Raw genomic sequence first — 22091 nt, 5'->3', positions numbered from 1 at the left:
CCGTAAGGGTTGGCGATGAACTTCAAACTGGCCTGGATTCTGTTCGCGGTCCTGCTGTTCGCGGTCGGCGGCCTGCTCGTCACGGTGCTGCTCGACAACACCCCCGACGCCGGCGAAATCCTCCTTCAGCCGCTGGCCGGCGTGACGCCCGACGACATCGACACGGTCGAACTCGTGCGGTCCGAGCCGACCGAGGGGAAGATCGTCCTCACGCGGACCGACAAGACCCATTGGGACGTGACCGAACCGGGCCGCGGTCGGGCCGACGCCTTCGTGGTGCGGAAGATCATCGCCGATCTACTCGCCGTCAAGCCGACGCCGTCGAAGGACGTGACCGACAACAAGACCGTCCACGGCCTCGACAAGCCCGGCCTCAGCGTCACCCTCAAGGCCGGCACCAAGGCGGCCACCCTGAACATCGGCGACACGACCCTCGGCCGCAACGCGATCACGTTCGTCACCACCGGCACCCGTCCGAACACGCCGGTCGCCGTCCTCCGCGGCGACATCGACGGCCTCTTCCGCCCCGACACAGGAAGTAAAGACGACAAGGCCGGCAAGTCGTGGGAAAAGGCTCGCTGGCTCGCCGACTACCGGCAGCGGGCGTTCTTCAAGGGCGAAATCGACCTGATGGCGGAAGCCGAGTCGGTCGCGCTCTCGAAGGCCGGCCATGAGACGAAGCTCGTCCGCAACCCCGGCACCGGCGAGTGGACGTTCGCCACCCCGGCCGGCTACGGCGTGGCCGACCTCGAAGGCGACCCGAAGGCCCCGCCCGCGACCTTCACCGGCGTGCGACCGCTCGTCAACGCCCTCACGGCGCTGCAGGTTGCCGCGGCCGACGACTTCATCGAGAAGCCCGGCCCGCTCGCCCAGTACGGCCTGGACCCGGCCGACAAGGACGTGCTGCGGCTCGAAGTAAAGCCGACAAGCGGTCCGGCCGACGTGCTGCTCGTCGGCAAGCGCGTCGATGACAAGACCGACAAGTTCTACTGCAAGCTCGCGTCCGACACGGTGGTGGCGAAGGCGTCGGCCGTGCCCGAACGGGTCGCCGCCCTCGCGGCCGTCGCCACCGACCCGTCGGCCCTCCGCGACCGCACGCTCGTCCCCTCGACCAAGCAGTTCGCCATCGACGCCATCGACCTCACGGTCGGCCCGTCCGTAGCGCACCTCCGCCGCGTCCCGACGCCCGCCGATTCCAAGTGGCTGCTGTACGGCGGCCCGAACGACCCGCAACTGGCGGCCGTCACAGTGCAGACCCTTCTGACAACGCTGACACAACCGCGGGGTGCGAAGGAAGTGCTGACGGCCCCCTACGACGCCGTGTTCGCCGGCGCGGAGAAGAAGGCCGAGATCAAGCTCTGGTACGACGGGCTTGAGAAACCCGCCCCGGAGAAAGACCCGGCGAAGATGCCGCCCGAGCCGAAGCTGAAGGGCGACGGCAAGCCGTCGGTGACGATCATCGTCGGCAAGAAGGAGGGCGACATCGTCTACGTTCGCCGCATCACGGCCGACGGCATCCGCACCGACATGAAGTTCCCGGAAGCGGCCCTGCCGACGCTCACCCGCGACCGCCTCGGTTACGTGGACGGCGGCCTGAAGCCGTTCCCGACGAACACCGTGAAAAAGCTCACCATCGTCCGCGGCGGCGAAACCTTCACCGTCGAGAGCGACGGCAAGGCCCACGCGGACCAGTGGAAGTACCTGTCGCCGGACCGCCTGAAGGGCCAGACCGCCGACGCCGGCAAGGTGATGGAGTGCGTCGGCCGGTTGCCGATTATGAACGCGACCCGCGTGGTGGCCGAGGCCCCGGCGGACGCCGACCTCGCGAAGTACGGCCTGGGGGCGAACCCGCGGATCAAGGTCGTCGTCGGCTTCGACACGCCGGCCGAGCCGGACCGCACCTTCGAGTTCGGCAACGAGGCCGAGGACAAGAACTTCGTCTACCTCCGTACGAACGCGCGGCCGCTGGTCGTGACGGTGTCCAACCAGTTCTTCGTGCTGTTGCAGAACGACGACTTCCGCGACCGCCTGCTGTACCAGATCGACCCGGCGAAGGTGAAGGCGATCGAACTGACCGGCTGGAAGCAAGCCCTCAAGCAGCCGACGAAGTACCGCTTCGAGCGGACCGCCGGCGGGTGGGTGGTGAAGGAGCCGGCCGGCGAGAAAGGGACGATCGACCCGGCGAAGATGGAAATCTTCCTGGCCACGCTCACGGCCCCGCGGGCGGTGAACTACGTCCCCGGCGGGTTCAAGCCGGAACAGGGCTTCGACCTGACGAACGCCGTGAACACGCTGGAAATCAAGTTCCAGATCGAGGGCCACCCGGACCTCGCGGTGACGCTCGCCAACGAGTACGACGGCGGTGCGATGTACTTCGGCTGGACGATCACGAAGAAGGGCGACGTGTTCACAATTCCGGCGACCGGCCTGAAGGAGTTCAAGGAGAAGCCGCAGGCGTTCTTCAAGTGACGCCATGCTCAAGTTCGAGGCCATCCTGATCGACCCGTCGCCCGGCGAGATCGCCGAGCGGCTGGCAGATGCGGCCGACGCGGCCAACAAGCGGTGCCGCACGCGGTTGTTGAAGGACGACCCGGCGAAGTGGCGGAAGTTCGCCCGCCAAGTGGGGGCGTCGCCCGAGGGCTTCGACCTGTTCCGCGGCGGCAAGGGCGGCGTGCCGGGCACGCAGCTCGTCGCCGCGTGGTGGACCGACCACATCGGCCGCAAGCACGTCGTCCTCCGCGGCCGCCGCATCGAACACGACACGTCGAAGGTACTGCTCGACAAGTCCGAACTCGCCCGCCGCCCGCCGCTCTGGCACTGCTACCCGCAACACCTTTACCAGCGATTCCTGCCGACCGCAGGCGAGCCGCAGATCGACTGGATTGCCGTCTGCGGCTGCGGCGCGACCGGCACGCCGGAATCGCTCGGCTGGATGGGCGAAACCTGCGGCCCCTGCCACGACCGCCGCGAGGAAGCGGGCGACGACGCCCTGCGCGACAACCGCGGCGGCTGGCTACACGCGGTGCGAAACCCGTTTCAAGCGGTGGCGTTTAGTCGAGATGGGCAGTGGGTCGCCGCGGTGGAGTATGGCGGGCCAGTCAGTGCGTGGGATTTGCAAAACCCGTGCGGAGTTCAGCGGCACGAACTGGCCCGGGATGAGATCGGAACAACCCCGTATCTGGCATTCGCGGGTCCTCACAACGAAAGCGTCGTTCTCAGTGAACCCTCGGTTAGTCATCCCGGTACAGTCATCTTTCGACGCGACGACTCTAAACCCTATAGTCAACTCGCTTGCGACGCCCTCATCGCTCCAGCCTTTTCGACATCGCTTCATGGAAGCCAACTCATCTTCGACAACGCCCTATCGGACTTGATCCTCGTATCAGTCCCGGAAGGAAACTTGCTGAAACAAGTACCAATCGACAGTGGCTTTTGGCTCACTCCGCCAACCCATCCGAGCGCCCGTTTCGTGTGCCTCGTCACAACGGAAGGTGTTCGATTTCATTCTTCGGAATCGCTGAAGGAGATCGCCCGCGTAGCATACCGGATAATTAGCCGAGCGGAATCCCACACTTATCAACTCGTCCGAGCCGCGTACCACGAGTCAACGCAGACAGTATTCGTCGGCCGGCACAACGACCTCGAAGTCTACGACCTCAAAGCGGAAAATTACGGCGGGTCGTTTTCGCTCTATCAAATCCCCGTCGCGAGCTACCAGAACCATCCCACGATGATCCGGGCAATGGCCCTCTCCGCCGACGAACGCCACCTGTTCGTCGCGGCCGGCGAACGCCTCGTCGTCTTCGACACCGTCACGCACGCGGCCGTCGCAGCTTTCGCGTGGCACCTCGGGCCGATCGCGTGCCTGGCCGTGTCGCCGGACGGGCGGACGCTGGCCACCACCGGTGTCGAGGGCGTCGTGAAGTTGTGGCCGATGGACCGATTACTGGCCCCGTAGGATTGCGTCGCGGAGTTCGCGGGCGGCCCGCTCCGGGAACACGTCGTTGATGAACACGCCGCTGCCCCACTCGAACCCGGCCACCCGGCTGAGCCGCGGGAAGACCTCGAACCGCCAGTGGAAGTACGGGAAGTCGCCCCGCGGTGCGGTGTGCAGCACCCAGTTGTAGGCCGGGAAGTTCAGGACGCGGTCGAGAGCGGTCAGGATTTGTTTCATCAACGCCGCCAGTTCTTCGACTTCGCAAATCGTCTCGAACCGCGGCCGATGGTCCTTCGGCAACACCCACATCTCGTAAGCGAACCGCGGCGCGTACGGGCAGACGGCGATAAAGTGCGGCGACTCGGCCACGACACGAGTGGGGTCGTGCCCGCCGCAGTGGCGGCAGTCCGTGGCCGCTAATTCCTGTTGCAGCGGTTCCGGCACGAACGGCAGCGCGACCAGTTGCGAGTGCAGGTGGGCAAGCGATGCCCCGGCCTCGGCCCCGACGTTCTTGAAGACGCTTACCGACGCGATCCGCGGGTCGGCCGCGTGGTGGAGTAGGCGTTCGCGGTAGGCGGTGAAGATGTTCGCGAACTGGGCGTTGCTCAGGTCGGTCGGGCTGGCGAAGTGTTCGGAGCACTCGATCAGCACTTCGTGAAAGCCGAACGCCCCCGATTTCGGATCGACGGCCGGGAACTTGTTCGGCACGACGCGGAGTTGCCAACCGGCTTCGTCGCGAATGGCAAACAGTTCCGGCGGCGTCTCGGCTTCCGACCCGGGGCAGAACGGGCAGTGGCCGCCCGAAACGCGGTTGCGGTGGTGCGGTTCGGCGTGACGGAGTTCCATCGGCCGTTCCGCCCGCCGCGGGGCGAGGACGACCGTGCGGCCGGTCACGGGGCAGCGGCGGTATTCGGAGGAAGTCATCTGCCGGTTACTTTACTTGCGGCAGCGAGACGCGGCCCGGCTTCGGCTCGTCGGCCGGGGCGCATTTGCCGCATCCCGACGCGCAGCCGCCCGGCGTGCCGCGGACGGCCCGCCACGTCGCGCGGAGTACGTAGCCACCCGCGAGCAGCAAAAGGATTGTCACGACCGCGAGTTGTCCGTCCATCGGATCACCCCAGGGCATCGACGATCACGCGGCCGACCTGGAAGACGACCAGCGCCGCGACGTAGGCGAGGGCCGTCATGTAAACGAACGTGAAGGCCGGCCACCACCAGCTCCGCGTCTCACGGCGGATCACCGCCAAGGTGGACGCGCACTGGCAGCAGAGCGCGAAGAACACCATCACCGACAACGCCACCGGCACGCCGTACTTGCTCCGCACGGGGTCGTCGGCCCACCGGCTGGCGATCTTGTTCTGAAGGCGTTCCTGCTTCTCGTCGTCGGCGTCGCCTTCGTCGTACAAGATGCTCAGGGTGCCGACGATCACCTCGCGGGCGGGGAAACTGGCGAGCACGGCGACGCCGATCTGCCAGTCCCAGCCGAGCGGGCGGAAGGCCGGTTCCATCGCCAAACCCGCCTGGCCGAGCAGCGAATTCCGCTTCCACTCGCCGCGAATCTCGTTGGCCTGCTGCTCCAGCTTTTCCTTCTCTTCTTCGACCGCGGCCTTCTCTGCCTGTTCCGACACTTCTGCGATGCGGTCCTCGTACTTCTGCCCGGCGGCATCCGTGTGCGGGAAGTAGAGCAGCGCCCAGATGAGGACCATCGACGCGAGGATGATCGTCCCGGCTCGCCGGACGAACGCCCACCCGGCCTCGATCATGCGGCGGACGATCAGCCGCAGCGACGGCCGTTTGTACTGCGGCAATTCCATTACGAAGACCGGCGTGTCGCCCCGCAACAGCGTTCGCTTCAACAGCAAGGCGACCAGCGGCGCGACGACGAAGCCGATCAGGTACATGGCGAACAGCATCAGCCCCGGCAGCCAGAACGGGCGGTCTTTGGTCAGGAACGCGGCGATGAGCAGGCTGTACACCGGCAAGCGGGCCGAGCAACTCATCAGCGGCGCGACCAGGATCGTCGCGAAGCGGTCGCGGCGGTTCTCGATCACCCGCGTCGCCATGATGCCGGGGATGGCGCACGCCACCGAAGAGAGCAGTGGGATGAACGACTTCCCGTTCAGCCCGCACCGGCTCATCACCTTGTCCATCAGGAACGCCGCGCGGGCCATGTACCCGCAGTCTTCGAGGACGGCGATGAAGCCGAACAGGAAGAGGATCTGAGGCAGGAACTTGATGACGCCGCCGACGCCCTTCACCACGCCGTCGGCGAGCAGCGACCGCAGCGGTCCGGCGGACATCGCCGACTCGACGCCGCCCGCGACCCAACCGGTGGCGTCGTCGATCCAGCCCATCGGCACGTCGGCCGCGACGAAGATCGCCTGGAAGACGAAGAACATGACCGCCAGGAAGATCAGCGTGCCCCAGACCTTGTGCGTCAGCACCTTGTCGAGTTTGTCCGTGGCGGTGACGGCCCGCACGCTCGGCTTCGTGACGGCGGTGGCCGCGACCTGGCGAATCCAGCCGTACCGGGCCTTCGCCTCGGCCGCCGGAATCGGGTGGCCGGCGTCGATCAACCGTTGCCGGGCGGAATCGAGCGTCGCCTTCAGCGACGGCCCGTGCTTCTCGGTCAGCCACTTCTCGGCGTAGCCGCCCACGTCGAGCAACAGCCGGCGGGCGAGGAACGGCGGCAGGTCGCCGTTGTAGGTCTGGTGCAGGGCGTCCGCCTCGGTGTGGATAACCGGCGGCAAGACGGCGAGCGTCGGCGATTTTTGACCCGCCGCTTCCGCCAGTGCTGCCTTGAGTTTGTCCAACCCCGCCCCGGTGTTCGCCTGAATCGCGACGACCGGCAAGCCCGCGGACTGAGACAACTTCTCAACGTCGACCGCGATGCCCTGCTTCTTCGCCACGTCCACCATGTTCACGGCCAGCACGACCGGCGTGCCGAGTTCCATCAGTTGTGTCGTCAGATACAGGTGGCGTTCGAGGTTGGACGCATCGACGATGGCCAGGATCACGTCCGGCCGCGGTTCCTCCGGGCAACGGCCCAACAGCAGATCGACCGCGACCATCTCGTCCGGGCTGCGGGCGGCGAGACTGTACGTGCCGGGCAGGTCGATCAGTTCAACCGGCCGGCCGCCGATGGTGGTGCTGCCCTTCTTGAGTTCGACGGTCACACCGGGGTAGTTGCCGACGTGCTGTCGAAGGCCGGACAGGGCGTTGAACAGGGTCGATTTGCCCGCGTTCGGGTTCCCGACCAGGGCAACGATGAATGGCTTGGCTGTCATGGGAGGGCGTTACTTCGGTTGGACCTGCACGCCCGCGGCCTCGGCCTTCCGCAGACTGAGGCGGGTGTTGCCGGCCCGAATTTCGATCGGGTCGCCGAGCGGGGCGGTCGTCAGGAACTCGACCGTCTCGCCTTCGAACAGGCCGAACTCGTAGAGCCGTTGCACGAGGGCCGGAGCGCCGCCGATGGAAAGAATCTCGGCCGACTGTCCGGGCTTCAGGTCGTTGAGGGTGGGCATCAGGTTCCGCACACGGGCCGGACGAGGATTTGCGAACACTCAGACCCGCGGAGGCAGAGCCGACCGTTCGCCACCTGCAACAAGCACGGCGTGCCCGGTTGCACGACGCACAACCGCGAGCCTTCCCGCAGGCCGAGTTCGGCGAGTCGGTGGACCCACGCGGGGTCGCCGGAAACCTCGGCAACTTCACCGTGTTCGCCAGCTCGCAGCATGTCCAGGGGCATCAGCATCGCGTGCCACCGCTTGTTGAGATTGCGTCTCAGCCATTATCGGCAGGCACGCGAGTGTGTCAAGCGGCCTGGGATACTTTTCGAAGATGACGAAACGAAACGACCCGGGAACGGCGTTCCCGGGTCGGCAGCGGTAACGGGCGGCCCGTTACTTCTTCCGCTTGTAGGTGATCGTGAAGCTCGGCTCCTTCGTGTCGCCCATGTACATGCTGAAGAGGATGTTGTCGTCGTCCTTCATTTCGGAGACGCTCTTAAACTTCGTGGCGGGGCCGTCCATGCCCAAGCCTTGGCCGGTCATCGTGAGGGTCTTCTTGTCCTTGTCGTAGGTGCCTTCCATGTTCAGGGCCGACGCGGACATGCTGTCCACCCAGATGCTGACAAACTTCTTCTTGCCCGCGTCGTAGGTGTCGAGGCCCTTGCCGGCAAACTTGCTGCCGGCGAAATCGCCGTTGAAGGTGCCGACCAGCCACAGGCCGCCGACTTCCATCTTGTACGCCATCGTCCCCTTCGACTCGGCCCCGCCGAACTTCATGGTCGCGTCCCAGTTCCCCTCCAGCTTCTTCAGCATCTCGTGTTCGGGGCCGGGCTTCGGCCCTTCCTGAGCGCGGGCGGCCGGGGTCATGACAAGGGCGAGCAGGCAGACGGATTGCAGCAACTTCATTGACACTCTCCACGTCGGGGCAAACGCGAAGGCACCGTGCCGAAGGTTGGTCCCCGAAGATTGGGAGAGTTTGTAACGCGACGGGAACAAGAAGAGTAGCTCAGTAGCGGCTAGACCTGCCGGTTCTTTCGCTCGCTCAAGTACGCGGCGAGCGCTTCCTGCCACGACCGCGGGGCCGGCACACCGACGGCCGCGAGCTTCGCCGTTGAGAGTACGCTGTACGGCGGTCGCTTCGCCGGGTCGTTGCGCTCAGCCGTGCGAATCGTCGAGAGGTCGGCGGTCACGCCTGCCTGCCGGAAGATTTCCGCGGCCAACTCGTACCAGGTGCAAGAACCGGCGTTCGTCGCGTGGAACAGGCCGTGGGCGTCGGCGGCCATCAGCCCGGCGATCATCGCGGCCACGTCCTTCGTGTAACTCGGCGTGCAGAACTGATCGTTCACGACCCGCAACGGCTTCCCCTGACCAGCGACGCGGAGCATCGTCTCAACGAAGTTGCCGCCCTTGCCGCCACTGCCCCACACGCCGTAGAGACCGCAGGTGCGAACCACAATGTGCTTCGGTGCGGTCGCGCGAACCACGTACTCGCCAGCGAGCTTGCTGAGGCCGTAGACACTGACGGGGCCGGGGGCGTCGTCTTCCGTGAACGGCTTGTCGCGGGAAGCGTCGAGGCCGAAGACGTAGTCGGTGCTGACGTGGACGAGCTTCGCGTTCGCATCGCAGCAAGCGGCGGCGAGTTCCCGCACGCCCCACGCATTCACGGCGAAGGCCACGTCCGGTTCCACCTCGGCCTTGTCCACGAGATTGTAAGCGGCGCAGTTCACGACCGCGTCGGGAGCGTGCTGTTTCACGACCGCCGCAAGGCTGCCCGGCTTCGCGAAGTCGGCATCCGCCCGCGTGAGCGGAACAACTTCTCCCGGTAGGAGCGGGACGAGATCGCGGCCGAGTTGCCCGGCCGAGCCGAGGACGAGAGTCTTCATGTGCTCCTCCCGAAACGAAAACCGGCGGGTTCGTCCCGCCGGTGATTGCACTTCGCTTGTGGCGTTTACTTCTTCGGGATGAAGCTCGTGTCGCCGGTCTTCGCGGTCGTCGTCTGTTCGAGGAACAGGTCGATGGTCGTGTCCACGCCGCCCATCGTGACGTTCAACTTGCCGACGAGCTTGACCGCCTGCGTGGACCGCTCCACCCGGCCGGTCTTCGCGTTGTACAGCACGTCGTTCACCTTCTCACCGGCCTTGTACGGCTCGGTCTTCAGTTCGCCGCCCTTGATCTTGAAGAACAAGCCTTCGCTCTGGTCGGCGGCCGGGGCCTTGTAGGTCATCGTGGTGGCCACGTCGACCTTCTCGAGTTCCTTGTCCGCGGCGTTCGCGCCGGCCGTGTTCTTGCCGGTGTAGGTGTACGTCGTCACCGTGTCATAGGAGCCGATCGGGCCGACGCTGATGCTCGACTTCTTGTCCCACTTGCCGCCGACCGCGATGTCCTTGTCGGCGGTCAGGCCGAAGGACGGGTCGGTCATTTGCTTGAGGGCTTCGTCGGTGAGCATCTTCTTGAAGAGCGCTTCCATCTGCGGGTTGACGCCGCCGAGCTTCTTGATGAAGTCGTCCTTGCCCTCGACCTTCTCGACGACCATACCCTTACTGTAGGTGATCGTGAACTCGGTGCCGACGAGCTTCGAGAAGAAGTCGGCGAGGCCGGGGTTGCCGGCCGCGCCGCCGGCGGCGGTGTTCGTCGAGTCGTACTCGACCTTGTTGCCGGCGATGTCGATCGACATCTTCGCGCCTTCGATGGTCTGTTTGACGGTCCACTTGTCGTTGGCGAAGTTCGTCGGCAGCCACTTGAAGTAGAACGTCTGCGATTGCCGCTGTTGCAGGTCGGCGTTGTTCTGCACCTTGATCGTCTGCAGGACGACCGTTTCAATTTCCTGGTAGAACGCCTTATCCTTCTCGAACTTCGTCTCGAACCGGGCGGCGTTCACGGCCGGCGTGGCCGGAGCCGCCGGTGCGGGTGCCGGAGCGGCGGGCGTCGGAGCCGCAGGCGTGGGGGCTGCCGGTGCCGGCACGGCCGGCGTTTCGGCCTTCTTTTCCTGGGCCGGGGCGGGCGTCTGGACGGCGAGGTAAGTCGTGCCCGTCGCGAGCAGAGCAGCGGCCCACAGTCGATATCGGATCACGCGTCGATCTCCACGTTCTGTCAGCCGGCCGTCCGGCGGTCCTGGGAAAGACAGGTTTTTTACCCCGGCCGCGGGCGGAAGCAAGGGCGGGGCGGAAAAACCGTTACGGCCCTTCCCAAAGGCACTCAAGGGGAGAGCGGGTGAAGAGGTGAACGGGTGAAACGGCAAGAACCCGGTCTTCTCACCCCTTCACCTCTTCACCCGCTCACCCCTTCATCTTCGGATTGCCCTTCCGCCGCAGTCGCGAATCGGCTTATTCTGTCGCCCGAAGTCCGCATCGACCGCCACGGAAGGTTCGCGATGCTCTCGAATCTGTTGCGCCGCCTGCGGGGGCCTCTGCTGGTCCTGTTCGCGCTCGTCGCCCTCGATCTTGCCGTTCTCGCGACGGCCCGCACCTGGGACCGGCACTCGCCGGACGACTACGCCGCGCGCGTCGAGACGTGCCGGCAGCGCCGGCCGGACGCGGTCTTCGTCGGCGGTTCGGTCGTCAGCGAAGGGATCGTCCCGCGCGAAATCGTCGGGGCGAACTGGCAGGGCGAACCCCTGGCGTCGGCCTACGCCCTCGGCCTGCCGGGCGGCACGACCTCGGAATTCTTCCACGCGGTGAAGGCCGCCTGCCAACCGCCGCCGCGGTTGCTCGTTTACGGCATCACCGCGAGCGACTTGAACGACAGCCGCCACGAACCGCACGGCCCGGCCTCGCTGATGACGTTCGGCGACGCCGTGGAGTGGGCGAAGACGCGGCCCGATTCTCGCGCGTGGGTGCTGCGGCAGTACGCCCTGGCCCGCGCGTCGCGGGTGTCGTCGCTCTGGCAATACCGTCACGGCATCCGCATGTGGGCGGCCCTTCAGTTCGATGAATCCACGGAATCGGCCCGCGAGGCGAAGGAACTCCGCCGGTATTCCGACGCCCTACGAGGCGAGGACGGCTACGCCCCAGCGGCCGGTTTCGTCGAGCAACGGTACGACCACGTCAAGGCGACGAACGGCACGCTGCCCCCGTTCGCGTTTCTCAACAAGTACAAGACCGGTTCGCACCGCACGTACTTGCACAAGCTCATCTGCTGGGCGGGTGACAACGCGGTGTCGCTGGTGCTGGTGGACATGCCGGTGACGGAGGATCTGGAGAAGCAATACCCGGAAGCGTTCGCGGAGTATCGGAAGTTGCTCGCGGAGGAGGAAGCGGCCCACGGCCTGCTCGTGATCCGTGCCCACCGCGACATCGTCGGCATCACCGACGCCGGCTTTGCCGACACGATCCACCTCAACGGCGTCGGGGCGACGGTGCTGTCCCGGTGGCTGAAGGCGAAGCTCGACGAAATCGGCCGCCCGGCGACGCTCGACGACAACCGCGTGCGGGCACAGGCTGGAGGAGACCGGCCGTGAGCGTGGGTAGCAAAGTTTTCTTCCTGTTCCTGATCGTCGTTCTGCTCGGCTACCACCTGCTCCGCGGGCGGCCGGCGAAGTACACGTTCCTGCTCGCCGCGAGTTGGGCCTTCTACGCGATTTGCAGCCCGTATTACCTCTGGGTGCTGCTGCTGCTCACGGTCGTCGATTTCGTCGTCGCGAAGAAGATCGACGCCGAGACGGATGAACGCCGGCGGAAGCGGTGGCTGGTCGTCAGCGTGGTGTCGAACCTCGGCCTGCTGTTCGCGTTCAAGTACACCGCGTTCGTCTGGGACAGCGGCTCGGCCCTCGTGACTCTCTTCGGCGGCGACGTTCCCCCACGGGCGTGGGACATCCTGCTGCCGCTCGGCATTAGCTTCCACACGTTCCAGGGCATCAGCTACACCGTGGACGTGTACCGCCGGCAAATTCGGGCGGTGACGAACCTCCGCGATTACGCCCTCTTCGTGGCGTTCTTCCCGCAGATGGCGGCCGGGCCGATCGTGCGGGCCGTCGAGTTCCTGCCACAAATGGTCACGCCGCCGGTGCCAAGTGCCGAGCAAATCCGCGATGGCATATTCCTGTTCGCCCGCGGGCTGTTCAAGAAGTTGGTGATCGCGGACCAACTCGACCAACTGTTCGTCTCGGCTGTCTTCAACGATCCCGCCGCGTTTTCGCCGGTGGCGTGCCGATGGGCAGTGCTGGCGTGGGCGGTGCAAATCTACTGCGACTTCTCCGGCTACACCGACATCGCCCTCGGCACCGCGAAGTGGTTCGGCTTCGAACTCCCCGCGAACTTCCACCTGCCGTACCTGGCGACGAGCATCACCGACTTCTGGCGGCGGTGGCACCTGTCGCTCTCGACGTGGCTGCGCGACTACCTCTACTTCCCACTCGGCGGAAGTCGCGGCAGCACCGGGCGAACCTACTTCAACCTCATGGCGATCTTCGTCCTCTGCGGCCTCTGGCACGGGGCGACGTGGGCGTGGCTGGTCTACGGCGTCTACAACGGCGTGCTGATGTCCGTCCACCGGGCGATGGGATCACCGGGACGGCTGCGAAGTTCGGCGGCGTGGCGGATGCTGGCGTGGACGGCGACCTTCGCGCAACTGCTGCTCGGGCTGATCCTCATTCGCATGACGACCTGGGCCGACGGTGGCACGATGCTCGCGGCGATCTGCGGCGTGACGGACGGCGTTCGCGGCGTGCCGGCCGTTGTGCCGTTGCTTGTGCTGCTGGGAATGGCCGGCCACGGGTGGGAGTTACTCTGCGAACGGCTGCCGGCGCTGAAGGCCGATTGGGAACCGTTGCGGGTGGCGAACGCGGCGGTCAGCCTGGCCGCGGTGGTGGTGTTCAGCCCCGGCGTGGGGAAGACGTTCCTGTACATTCAATTTTGAGTTCGATTTTGGCGAGCGGAGCGGCGTAAGCCGCCGGGTGAATATCGTTGCCATTCACCCGGCGGCTTACGCCGCTCCGCTCGCCTACTAAAACGTCTCCATGAAACGACTCCGCTGGCCGCTGTTGATCGTGGCCATCTGTTCGCCGCTCGCGCTCATCGTCTACGGCGTGCGCATCCCCGGCCTCGCGCCAACCGAGTACGCCTCGCCGCGGTCGGTGCCTGAGGGCGATCAAGAGGTCGCGTGGTTCAACACGACCACGAGCGGGTCGAGTTGGGAGCGGTTCATCGCCGGCATTCGCCGGACCGCCGGGGCGGTCCCCGGCCTGACCGTGGACGACTCGGCCGCATTCCTCGACCAGACGGCGACCGTGCCGGAAGTCGTCCTGCGGTTGGCCGACCGGCCGCACGCGCTCCGCATTCGCTGGTACAAGCTCAGCGGCGAACACTCGCCGGCCTACTGGTGCCGGTTGCTCGCGCAGCGAAGCCCGGCCCCCCTCGCGATCTTCGGCGGCGGCAGCAGCGACCGCGCCCGCGACATGGCCCTCGCCCTCGCTCACCAACTCGACTGGCTCGGCCAACGACCACTGTTCTTCATCACCAACGCGAGTGCCGAGAAGGTCCACACCGGCGTCGAAGAGTCGGACAACCCCGATGAGGCCGGCGGCCAGACGACCGACCTGCTCCGCATCTACGAGGGCCGCACCTACCGCTTCTGCTTCAACAACAAGCAGATGGCCGAGGCGATGCTCGACTTCCTCTGGCAGTCGCCGAACCTCCGCCCGCGGTTGCTCGCCGAAGACGCGCTGCTCGCCGCCGGGTCGGGGCTGTTGGCCGCGACGCAAGCGCCGATCAAGCCGACGGTCTTCTACGTGGACTGGGACGACGACCCGTACTCGGCCGACCTCATCAGTCAGTTCCGCGAAATCCTCTACTCGCCGACCGGCCCGAAGCCGACGCCCACGCTCTCCGGGTGGCAGGTGCCGTTCAGCGTCGGCGGGTACTACAACCCGAACCGCCGCGAGGAAGAGGTGGCCGACGCGATGCTGAAGGAACTGCACAAACTGCCGCCGCAGCGGTCGCTGCTCGTCATGCCGACGGTGGCCGCCCCCGCCCGGCGGATGCTGCGGACGCTCTGCGGGGCCTCGCCGGGACTGGGCCGTAAGATCGTCGCGATCAACGGCGACGGCATGGGCGTCAACACGATCCTCCGCGACGGCGAATTCGCGTGGCCGGTCCGCTCGTTGCCGGTGCCGATGATCCTCTTCTCGCACAGCAACCCGATCGGGTGGGACGACGGACCGACTGTCGAGGGCGGCTTCCGCCTCGACCCGCCGAACAGCACTGAGGACGTGCTCCATGCCTCCGAGATGGTGCGGACGCTGATCCGGGCCGCCTTCGGCGAGGCGGCGACCGAACCCATTGTGGCGAGCGGCGACGAGTTGGCCGCACGGCTGCGGAAACTTCAACCCGCTGTCTTCGACGACACCGGCAATCGGTTCGGCGGCCGGGGCGAGTACGTCTGCTTGGTGCGGCCGAAGTTCGAGGACGAGGACGAAGCCGGCCTGCCGGAAGCGGCCTTCGAAGTGTGGCGGCGGAGTCAGCGGCGCGGCTGGCAGCTCGTCGGCACGCGACCGCTGAACCGCACCTCGCGGGTGGAAACCGGGAGTGGCACGCCGTGACGCATCGCCCCCTGTCGGAATCGACCTTCCAGGCCATCGCCCTGCCCGCCCGCCGGGCCGTGTGGAAGTACGTCGGCGGCCTCGCCCCGGTCGTGATCATTTGGGCCGTCCTCGTCGGCTGGCTCTCGTGGCTGCTCCACGAGCGGGCGAGTTGGTCGGAAGAGTCCGACCGGGCGGCCGTCCGCGAGTGGATCGACGAGTCGCGAAACTTCCGCAAGACGCTGCCGGAGTTGGTGAAGGAGTACGCCCACGCCCGTGCCGACGACCCCACCGGCGTCGGCGACCCGCGGCGGCAGGAGACGAAGCGGGCCGAAGTGCTCGAACACATGCGGTCACTCGTCGAGCCGACGCGGGCTTACGTGAACCAACTGCCGCTGTTCCCGGAAATCTACCGGCTGGAAGTCGTCCTCGCCCCGCCGCCCGGTTCGCCGAAGCCCGAGCCGGACGCGCTAACCTGGCTATCGGCCGTGCCGAAGCCGATCCGGCAAAGCCGCGACAGCTTGCGCGTCTTGGAGTACCGCCCGTTCAACGACGACCGGGCCGTCATCCGCTGCGAGTACCGCCTGCACGCCTTCAACAAGCTCGAACGCCTCGAGCAAGAGCGGCAGCAAATGTCACTCATCGCCGGGATGTTGCTGCTGACGGCGACGGCCCTGGCGATCTTGTTCGTCACGCGGTTCCTGCGGCGGGAGCACCGCCGAGAGCTCGACCGCCTGACAACCGTGGCCGAGATCGAACACCAGGAACTCGAACTCCTTCAGGCCCAGCGCCGGCAGGACGAGGCCGCACGGATTCAGCAGCAACTCCATGCCCAACTGCTCGGCAAGCAGCTCGAGACGTCCGACCTGCAACGTCGCGCGGCCGAGGCCGAGAAGATGACCCTGGAGATGAAGTCGCAACTCTACGCGAGCATCGGCATCATGGCCGGCAGCTACGCCCACAACATCAAGAACCTCCTCGTCCGGCCGAACGACCTGCTCTCGCGGTGCATCGAGGTCAACGGCCTGTCACCCGATCAGGAGGGGATGCTGCACGAGGTGAAGTCCACGCTCGGCACGGTGACGGAACGCCTTCAACAAATCTTGAAGACGGTCCGCCGCGACCCGGCGAACGCCGAGGTGACGAAGTTGGACCTCGCGGCCCTCGTGGGCGATTCGGCGAAGACGTGGACCGACATGGGCCGCGACAAGTGGAAATTGAAGATCACCGCCGACGTGCCGGCCGAACCCGTCGTCATCACCGGCGACGTGTCGCACCTGCAACAAGCCATCGAGAACCTGCTGTTCAACGCCCGCGACGCTACGTTCGAGATGCGCAATTTCTTGCGCGAGGAGGCCCGCCACGCGACCGACCGCAAGCAGGCGTTGCTCGCCGCCGCCGGGTGGAAGGGCGAGATTCACCTGACGGTCCGCCGCGAGGCCGACCGCATCGTGCTGGACGTCCGCGACAACGGCATCGGCATGACCGAGGTGACGCGGCAAAAGTGCCTCCAGCCACACTACACGACGAAGCGCGACAACGCGCTCTACGAGGGCTACAGTGCCGGCATGGGCCTGGGGCTGTCCTTCGTGGCGATGGTGCTGGACCACCACCACGCGACCGTGGGCATCGAGTCCGAGGTGCGGAAGGGGACGACGTTCCGCGTGGTATTTCCGGCAGAATGATTCCGATCGCCCATTTTGCATTTTTCCTTGGTCCGGCCACTGCATCGCTCGGACCAAGGAAAAATGCAAAATGGGCTGCGATCCGGCTCACCTTTACATCCCGGCCCAGTCTCTGGCACAATCACCGGATGAACCTCACGAAACTCCTCTCGCCGGGCGGTCAACTCGCGGACCGGATGCCCGGCTTCGAGGCCAGGCCGCAACAGGTCGAGATGGCCAACGCCGTCGCGGCCGCCCTCAAAAAAGACGGCAAGCTGATGGTCGAAGCCGGCACCGGCGTCGGCAAGAGCTTCGCTTACCTCGTGCCGGCCGTGGCCGCCGTGTCCGACCGCAAGGACTACCGCGTCGTCGTCTCCACGCACACGATCGCCCTGCAAAACCAGCTCATCGAGAAGGACATCCCGTTCCTGCAAAAGGCCCTGCCGTTCGAATTCCGCCCGGTGCTGGTGAAGGGCCGCGGAAACTACGTCAGCCTCCGCCGGTTGCGCGTCGCGCAACAGCGGATGGGCACGCTGTTCGCCGACCCGGTCGCCTTGCAGCAACTCCAGATCGTCGGCAAGTGGTCGCGCAAGACCACCGACGGCACGCGGTCCGACCTGCCGTTGCAGCCGTACCCGAGCGTCTGGGACGCGGTCGAGTCGGACAGCGGCAACTGCCTCGGCCGCAACTGCCCGCACTACCAGGAGTGCTTCTACTACAAGGCCCGCAAGTCGGTCTACGGGGCGAACCTGCTGATCGTGAACCACGCGCTGTTCTTCAGCGACCTCGCCCTACGGCGGCAGGGCGGCGGGCTGTTGCCCGACTACAACGCGGTGATCTTCGACGAAGCTCACACGCTCGAAGACGTGGCCGCCGACCACCTCGGCTTGCAGGTGTCGCAGGGCGGCGTCGAGTATATTTTGAGCCAAATCCTGGCCCCGCGCGGCAACCGCGGCGTCCTCGCCGCCCACGGCGACGCGGCCAGCTTCGTGCAGATGGACAACGCCCGGCAGGCGGCCGACCGCTTCTTCGGGGCCGTCCACGAATGGCACCAACTGCAAGGCCGGACCAACGGCCGCGTTCGCACGGCCGGCATCGTGCCGGACTTCCTGTCGGAAGAACTCGAAAAGCTCGCCACCGTGCTGACCGCCATCGCGAATAAACTGTCGGCTGAAGAGGAGAAGGTCGAACTGTCGAGCAAAGCCACGCGGCTAACCGCCCTGGCGAACACCGTCCGCCAGTGGTTGGCACAGGATCTGAAGGGGCAGGTGTACTGGGTGGACGTGAAGACCACGATGGGCCGGGCGAAGGTGTCGTTGGCGAGCGCCCCCATCGAAGTCGGCGAGGCGCTCAAACAACAGCTTTATGACAAGGTGCCGGCCGTGGTGCTCACGAGCGCGACGCTCAGCACCGGCGGCCGCGAGGGGTTCGCCCACGTGCAGCACCGCCTCGGACTCGACGAAGCCGACACGCTGCAACTCGGCAGCCCGTTCGACTACCAGACGCAGGTGCAACTGCACCTATTCCGCGAGACGATGCCCGACCCGGCCGGCCGCAGCGCCGACTTCGAGGAACAGGTCATCAAGAAGCTGCCCGACTACTTGGCGAAGACTGAGGGCCGGGCGTTCGTGCTGTTCACGAGCTATTCCTTCCTCAATCGTGCCGCAGACCGCCTTCGGCCATGGGCCGCGAAGAACGGATACACGCTGTTCTGCCAGGGCGAAGGGATGCCGGCCGGCAAGATGCTCGAGCAGTTCCGCACAACCCCGCGGGCGGTCCTCTTCGGCGTGGACAGTTTCTGGGCTGGCGTGGACGTTCGCGGCGAAGCCCTGTCGAACGTCATCATCACGAAGCTGCCGTTCGCAGTCCCCGACCGGCCGCTGACGGAAGCGCGGCTGGAAGTGATTCAGGCCGACGGCGGCAACCCGTTCATGACGTACCAGGTGCCGCTGGCCGCGATCAAGTTGAAGCAAGGCTTCGGCCGCCTCATCCGCACGGCCACGGACAAGGGCATCGTCGTGCTGTTCGACCCGCGAGTTCTCACAAAGCCCTACGGGAAGCAGTTCCTGGAAGCCCTGCCGGAGTGCCAGACGTTCGTGGACGGCGAGCCGATGAATCGCGAAGCGAAGAAGCCGAAAGCCCGCCGCGGCGCGTAACAACGCCACCTGGCGGCCCCGGTCGGATCGGCTGCGCCGGGTCAGCGATCCTTGACGCCCGCGAAAGATGAACTCGGCGACCACGGGCGGTCGCCCAACGCCGGATCGTCCTTGAGGGCCTGGCAGCCGACGGACGCGAGCGCGAGCAGGGCGAAGGCAATGAAGCGCACAACCGTCATGGGATGGCCCGCGGGGTGGGATTCGAGGGCGAGTGTTCGGCGGCTTATACGCGGCCCGGGGGCGGGGTCAATCCCACACCGCGGGCAATGCCTGTCTCATCCGGCATCGGAAGGGATGGAGTTCCTCCCGCAGAATCCGCACTTTGCGCACAATGGTGTTGTTGCCGTCCGGTGGATTGGTCTACCGCTCCGGCGAGAACCCGCCTACAATCCTGGTGACGGAATGACGATAACCCTTTCGGGGTGCCGGCCTGGCACCCGGGTCGAGTTCTTCCGACGGTTGATGACACCGCTGATCGCTACACGTTCGGGGCCGTGACCGGTCCCTCTAGACGACCGCTAGAAGTAGCACCTCCAGCAGACACCCCGCGGCGCGAACCGCCCGCGGGTGAATACCCTTTGACGAGGTTGAATTGAGAGCGTTGACCGCAACACATCGACGGGCGGCCCGACCGGGCACCGAGGCGAAGGCGAGCGAACCGCGAACCGCAGTGAGCCCACTCCCCCAAATCAGCACCACGACCGGGAAGGCCCGGTACGGGCTGATGCGGCAGGCCCTCGAAGCCGCCCGCGGCCGGGAGCAAACGTCCCCGGACAGCGAAGACCGCGTCCTGAAGTTCCTCCGGTCGCAGTGACCGACCCGCGATTTGCCTTGGTAATGCGCCAGACGCCTTGGTGGTAACTCAGGTTCGCCGAGACGCGCACCGCGGGTCCACATCGTAGAGCAATGTGGCGGCAGACCCGAGCGCCATGACCGCCGTCAGTTGAGAGCGGTCCGCCACGCCCACGCCGTATCGCGGGCGATCTTCAACAGTTGCTCGCCCGTGTCGGGGAGACTTTTCCGGGCGATCGCGTTGTCCAGCATGGCCCGCCGCAGGGGCAAGTCCTCGGCGTACATTCGACACGCTTCGTAAGCGGCGGCGAGCCGCGACCGATCGCCCACCACGTGCGGGTGGGTCGGGCCGACGATCCGCAGGCCGTGCTCGTACGCCGGCCGCAGGTAGTCAATCGCCTCCTGCGACCGGCCGGCCGCGCAGAGCACGGCCCCGATGTGCCGCCGGAGCCACAGGAAGGGGTCCGAACCCTCACCCCACTTCTCACCCAGGGTCTTGTACGCCTTCGTCAGCACCGGGATGGCCTCGTCGTAGTTGTGGGCGGCCACGGAGTACTTCGACAGGTTGACCCGCCGCCACTCCGTTTCCACGTGGTCCGGACCGTACTGTTTCTCGGCCAGGGTCAGCACCCGCGCGGCGAGTCGGTCGTACTCAGCCGTCTGGCCGGCCGACTTGTACGCCAAGGCGAGGGAGCCGAGCAGGCCCACGACCTGGGGGTCGTCCGGCGGAAGTGCGGCGACCTCGGCCTCAACGACCGGCTTCAACACCCGCACGGCGTCTGCCTTCCGGTCGCTTACGTGGGAGTACAGGTAGGCGAGTTGGTGGGCAGCGGCGTGCGTGTCCGGGTGGTGCGGGCCCAGGTGCCGAGATCGGAGGGCGAACGCCTGTTCGGCGAGGGGGACGGCCTCGGGCCAGTCGCCCCACCGCAACCGAACCTCGGTGAGCCGGTAAAGCAACTTGGCCCGCACAAGCGGCTCACACGCGCCGGCCAGGAGTCGCTTGGCCCCCAAGTCTATCTGAACCTTGACCTCTCGCCGGAGATCGACTTCCGGTACCCTCATCTTGTCGAACAAGGCGTCCATCATGCTGGCGAGCGTTTCGGCCCCTTCGCGGGCCGCCTTTTCGTCGGCGGTCGCCGCTTCGGCCTTCTGCCGCGAGTCTTCGGCCTGGGCGGCGGCCGTGACGGCGTTGCCCCGGTCCCAGTTCGCTCGGTCGGCCAGTAGTAGGGACACCCCCGTCGCGGCCGTCATCGTCAGCACGAGGCCGACCGTCAGTGCGGCCGCCGTTCGGTTTTGCCGACACCATTGCAACCCCTTTTCCACCCGACCGATTGGCCGTGCGAGAATCGGCTTGCCGTCCAGGAACCGCGTCAGGTCGGCGGCGAGCGACTCACCGTTCGGGTACCGCCGGTGCGGGTCTTTGTGCATGCACTTGCGGCAGATCGTTTCCAGGTCCCGGGGTAGACCCGGTTGCCAGGCGCGGAGCGAGACGGGTTCGTGCTGAAGGATGTTCGTCAAAATCTGCTGAGGGTTGTCGCCGCCGAAGGGGACCGTGCCCGACAGCATCTCGTAGAGCAGCACGCCGATCGCCCAGACGTCCACGGCCGGCGTGAGGTCTTTGCGGCCGAGCAGTTGTTCGGGCGGCATGTACGTCGGCGTGCCCGCGATCATGCCAGTCCGCGTCAGGTGTTCGCGGGTCACGTCCCGCGCGAGGCCGAAGTCGGCGACCTTCGGTCGCCCGTCGGCCGTCAGGAGGATGTTCGCCGGCTTCAGGTCGCGGTGGATGACGCCCTGGGCGTGGGCGTGCCCGACGGCCGCGGCCATCGTCGCGACCAGCGAGGCGGCGTCGCGCGGGGGCAGGCGACCGTTCTTGAACGACTCCGCGAGCGACCCGCCACAGACGTACTCCATGACCAGGAACGGGCTACCGTTTTCGGTGCCGTAGTCGAAGATTTGTACGATCCCAGAGTGTTGCAACTTCCCCAGCGTCTCGGCCTCGGCGTGGAACCGCGCCCGCGTTTCCGGGTCGGTGCAGCCGAGGTGGGTAAGCACCTTGTACGCGACGTTCCGCTTCAGCCCGCTGTGCCGGGCCAGGTAGACGATCCCCATGCCGCCGCGACCGAGGACACGGTTCAACTCGTACCCGCCGGACAGCCGGGCGGTCGGCGGCGGCGTTGGGATGTCGGTCGGGAGTCCGTCCGCAAGAGGGTGGGCGTTGTTCATGCGGAGGGTGACGGCCTCCGCCGGCCGAGAGTCCGTGAGGGCGTGAAGGTTACTGCCCATCGTGATGTCCTTCGCTCGGCGGTGGGGATTCGAGCCGCTGAAGGATAGGACCGAAATGTTTTTGGTGGGTCGTCGGTCACCAGGAAAGCCGCACGGCACTTCGTGCGAGGTGGGAAATTCCCTGTCTTGCAGGAGCCATTTCCGTGCGTTCATTGCGCCCGGGCGAAGCCGCACACCCTGCGGGTTCACCTCGTCTCGCACCCGGGTGGTGATCGCAGCGGCCAAAATGAAGTCGGT

The 22091-nt window shown here is 66.4% G+C and carries 18 protein-coding genes; 8 read left to right on the top strand and 10 right to left on the bottom strand.

The window, feature by feature from the left end; all coding sequences use genetic code 11:
- The first annotated feature begins 15 nt into the window (after nt 1-15).
- Both PX52LOC_RS12030 and PX52LOC_RS12025 read left to right on the top strand, forming a co-directional pair.
- The gene (locus PX52LOC_RS12030; protein WP_149110327.1) at nt 16-2469 is read left to right on the top strand and encodes a DUF4340 domain-containing protein; all 2454 of its coding nucleotides are present in this window, start codon (nt 16-18) and stop codon (nt 2467-2469) included.
- 4 nt (nt 2470-2473) lie between these two features.
- Entirely contained in the window at nt 2474-3958 is a 1485-nt protein-coding gene (locus tag PX52LOC_RS12025) for a WD40 repeat domain-containing protein (RefSeq protein WP_149110326.1), read from the top strand.
- On the opposite strand, the gene PX52LOC_RS12020 is transcribed toward PX52LOC_RS12025, so the two are convergent.
- The 8 genes from PX52LOC_RS12020 to PX52LOC_RS41615 form a co-directional block, all read right to left on the bottom strand.
- Nucleotides 3944-4861 carry a galactose-1-phosphate uridylyltransferase gene (locus tag PX52LOC_RS12020; RefSeq protein ID WP_149110325.1) on the bottom strand — a complete coding sequence of 306 codons (918 nt, stop codon included), beginning with the start codon at nt 4859-4861 and terminating at the stop codon, nt 3944-3946. The two genes, PX52LOC_RS12025 and PX52LOC_RS12020, sit on opposite strands and share 15 nt — an antisense overlap.
- 7 nt (nt 4862-4868) lie before the next feature.
- On the bottom strand, nt 4869-5045 hold the full coding sequence (locus tag PX52LOC_RS12015; protein ID WP_149110324.1) for a FeoB-associated Cys-rich membrane protein: 177 nt from the start codon (nt 5043-5045) through the stop codon (nt 4869-4871).
- 4 nt (nt 5046-5049) lie between these two features.
- Nucleotides 5050-7224 (bottom strand): ferrous iron transport protein B, encoded by a 2175-nt coding sequence (feoB, locus tag PX52LOC_RS12010; protein WP_149110323.1) that lies wholly within the window; start codon nt 7222-7224, stop codon nt 5050-5052.
- Nucleotides 7225-7233: 9 nt separating this feature from the next.
- Nucleotides 7234-7461, bottom strand: a complete 228-nt coding sequence (locus PX52LOC_RS12005; RefSeq protein WP_149110322.1) for a FeoA family protein — start codon at nt 7459-7461, stop codon at nt 7234-7236.
- Nucleotides 7461-7691 carry a FeoA family protein gene (locus PX52LOC_RS12000; protein ID WP_149110321.1) on the bottom strand — a complete coding sequence of 77 codons (231 nt, stop codon included), beginning with the start codon at nt 7689-7691 and terminating at the stop codon, nt 7461-7463. Before PX52LOC_RS12000 ends, PX52LOC_RS12005 begins: the two co-directional genes overlap by 1 nt.
- Nucleotides 7692-7839: 148 nt before the next feature.
- Nucleotides 7840-8352: a DUF1579 domain-containing protein gene (locus tag PX52LOC_RS11995; RefSeq protein ID WP_149110320.1), complete on the bottom strand. Its 513-nt coding sequence runs from the start codon at nt 8350-8352 to the stop codon at nt 7840-7842.
- Between the two features lie 110 nt (nt 8353-8462).
- Entirely contained in the window at nt 8463-9329 is an 867-nt protein-coding gene (rfbD, locus tag PX52LOC_RS11990) for a dTDP-4-dehydrorhamnose reductase (protein ID WP_149110319.1), read from the bottom strand.
- Between the two features lie 65 nt (nt 9330-9394).
- Nucleotides 9395-10516, bottom strand: a complete 1122-nt coding sequence (locus PX52LOC_RS41615; RefSeq protein ID WP_178132548.1) for a DUF6263 family protein — start codon at nt 10514-10516, stop codon at nt 9395-9397.
- A 300-nt stretch (nt 10517-10816) separates the two neighbouring features.
- Here PX52LOC_RS41615 and PX52LOC_RS11980 point away from each other — a divergent pair, with 300 nt between their 5' ends.
- From PX52LOC_RS11980 to PX52LOC_RS11960, 5 genes are all read left to right on the top strand, one after another.
- On the top strand, nt 10817-11902 hold the full coding sequence (locus tag PX52LOC_RS11980) for a hypothetical protein (RefSeq protein WP_149110318.1): 1086 nt from the start codon (nt 10817-10819) through the stop codon (nt 11900-11902).
- Between the two features lie 2 nt (nt 11903-11904).
- Nucleotides 11905-13299 carry an MBOAT family O-acyltransferase gene (locus PX52LOC_RS11975; RefSeq protein ID WP_149110317.1) on the top strand — a complete coding sequence of 465 codons (1395 nt, stop codon included), beginning with the start codon at nt 11905-11907 and terminating at the stop codon, nt 13297-13299.
- Between the two features lie 100 nt (nt 13300-13399).
- Nucleotides 13400-14980 carry a hypothetical protein gene (locus PX52LOC_RS11970; RefSeq protein ID WP_149110316.1) on the top strand — a complete coding sequence of 527 codons (1581 nt, stop codon included), beginning with the start codon at nt 13400-13402 and terminating at the stop codon, nt 14978-14980.
- The gene (locus tag PX52LOC_RS11965; protein WP_149110315.1) at nt 14977-16644 is read left to right on the top strand and encodes a sensor histidine kinase; all 1668 of its coding nucleotides are present in this window, start codon (nt 14977-14979) and stop codon (nt 16642-16644) included. Before PX52LOC_RS11970 ends, PX52LOC_RS11965 begins: the two co-directional genes overlap by 4 nt.
- Before the next feature lie 128 nt (nt 16645-16772).
- A complete protein-coding gene (locus PX52LOC_RS11960) occupies nt 16773-18779 on the top strand; it encodes an ATP-dependent DNA helicase (RefSeq protein WP_149110314.1) in 2007 nt (668 codons plus the stop codon).
- A 41-nt stretch (nt 18780-18820) separates the two neighbouring features.
- On the opposite strand, the gene PX52LOC_RS40420 is transcribed toward PX52LOC_RS11960, so the two are convergent.
- The gene (locus tag PX52LOC_RS40420) at nt 18821-18958 is read right to left on the bottom strand and encodes a hypothetical protein (RefSeq protein WP_168218937.1); all 138 of its coding nucleotides are present in this window, start codon (nt 18956-18958) and stop codon (nt 18821-18823) included.
- Between the two features lie 491 nt (nt 18959-19449).
- Here PX52LOC_RS40420 and PX52LOC_RS40415 point away from each other — a divergent pair, with 491 nt between their 5' ends.
- On the top strand, nt 19450-19593 hold the full coding sequence (locus tag PX52LOC_RS40415) for a hypothetical protein (RefSeq protein WP_168218936.1): 144 nt from the start codon (nt 19450-19452) through the stop codon (nt 19591-19593).
- A 125-nt stretch (nt 19594-19718) separates the two neighbouring features.
- Here PX52LOC_RS40415 and PX52LOC_RS11955 read toward each other — a convergent pair whose 3' ends face one another.
- Nucleotides 19719-21854 carry a serine/threonine-protein kinase gene (locus tag PX52LOC_RS11955; RefSeq protein WP_168218935.1) on the bottom strand — a complete coding sequence of 712 codons (2136 nt, stop codon included), beginning with the start codon at nt 21852-21854 and terminating at the stop codon, nt 19719-19721.
- Between the last annotated feature and the right edge of the window lie 237 nt (nt 21855-22091).

The sequence above is a fragment of the Limnoglobus roseus genome, assembly GCF_008254045.1.
GTDB lineage: Bacteria > Planctomycetota > Planctomycetia > Gemmatales > Gemmataceae > Limnoglobus > Limnoglobus roseus.
Note: the sequence above shows the minus strand (reverse complement) of the source record. Positions and strands in the feature narration are given on the sequence as shown.

What these genes read in the sequence shown, in the direction of transcription:
- PX52LOC_RS12030 (WP_149110327.1), top strand. Translation starts at nt 16, where the DNA reads ATGAACTTCAAACTGGCCTGGATTCTGTTCGCGGTCCTGCTGTTCGCG.
- PX52LOC_RS12025 (WP_149110326.1), top strand. Translation starts at nt 2,474, where the DNA reads ATGCTCAAGTTCGAGGCCATCCTGATCGACCCGTCGCCCGGCGAGATC.
- PX52LOC_RS12020 (WP_149110325.1), bottom strand. Translation starts at nt 4,861, where the DNA reads ATGACTTCCTCCGAATACCGCCGCTGCCCCGTGACCGGCCGCACGGTC.
- PX52LOC_RS12015 (WP_149110324.1), bottom strand. Translation starts at nt 5,045, where the DNA reads ATGGACGGACAACTCGCGGTCGTGACAATCCTTTTGCTGCTCGCGGGT.
- feoB (WP_149110323.1), bottom strand. Translation starts at nt 7,224, where the DNA reads ATGACAGCCAAGCCATTCATCGTTGCCCTGGTCGGGAACCCGAACGCG.
- PX52LOC_RS12005 (WP_149110322.1), bottom strand. Translation starts at nt 7,461, where the DNA reads ATGCCCACCCTCAACGACCTGAAGCCCGGACAGTCGGCCGAGATTCTT.
- PX52LOC_RS12000 (WP_149110321.1), bottom strand. Translation starts at nt 7,691, where the DNA reads ATGCTGATGCCCCTGGACATGCTGCGAGCTGGCGAACACGGTGAAGTT.
- PX52LOC_RS11995 (WP_149110320.1), bottom strand. Translation starts at nt 8,352, where the DNA reads ATGAAGTTGCTGCAATCCGTCTGCCTGCTCGCCCTTGTCATGACCCCG.
- rfbD (WP_149110319.1), bottom strand. Translation starts at nt 9,329, where the DNA reads ATGAAGACTCTCGTCCTCGGCTCGGCCGGGCAACTCGGCCGCGATCTC.
- PX52LOC_RS11980 (WP_149110318.1), top strand. Translation starts at nt 10,817, where the DNA reads ATGCTCTCGAATCTGTTGCGCCGCCTGCGGGGGCCTCTGCTGGTCCTG.
- PX52LOC_RS11970 (WP_149110316.1), top strand. Translation starts at nt 13,400, where the DNA reads ATGAAACGACTCCGCTGGCCGCTGTTGATCGTGGCCATCTGTTCGCCG.
- PX52LOC_RS11960 (WP_149110314.1), top strand. Translation starts at nt 16,773, where the DNA reads ATGAACCTCACGAAACTCCTCTCGCCGGGCGGTCAACTCGCGGACCGG.
- PX52LOC_RS40420 (WP_168218937.1), bottom strand. Translation starts at nt 18,958, where the DNA reads ATGACGGTTGTGCGCTTCATTGCCTTCGCCCTGCTCGCGCTCGCGTCC.
- PX52LOC_RS11955 (WP_168218935.1), bottom strand. Translation starts at nt 21,854, where the DNA reads ATGGGCAGTAACCTTCACGCCCTCACGGACTCTCGGCCGGCGGAGGCC.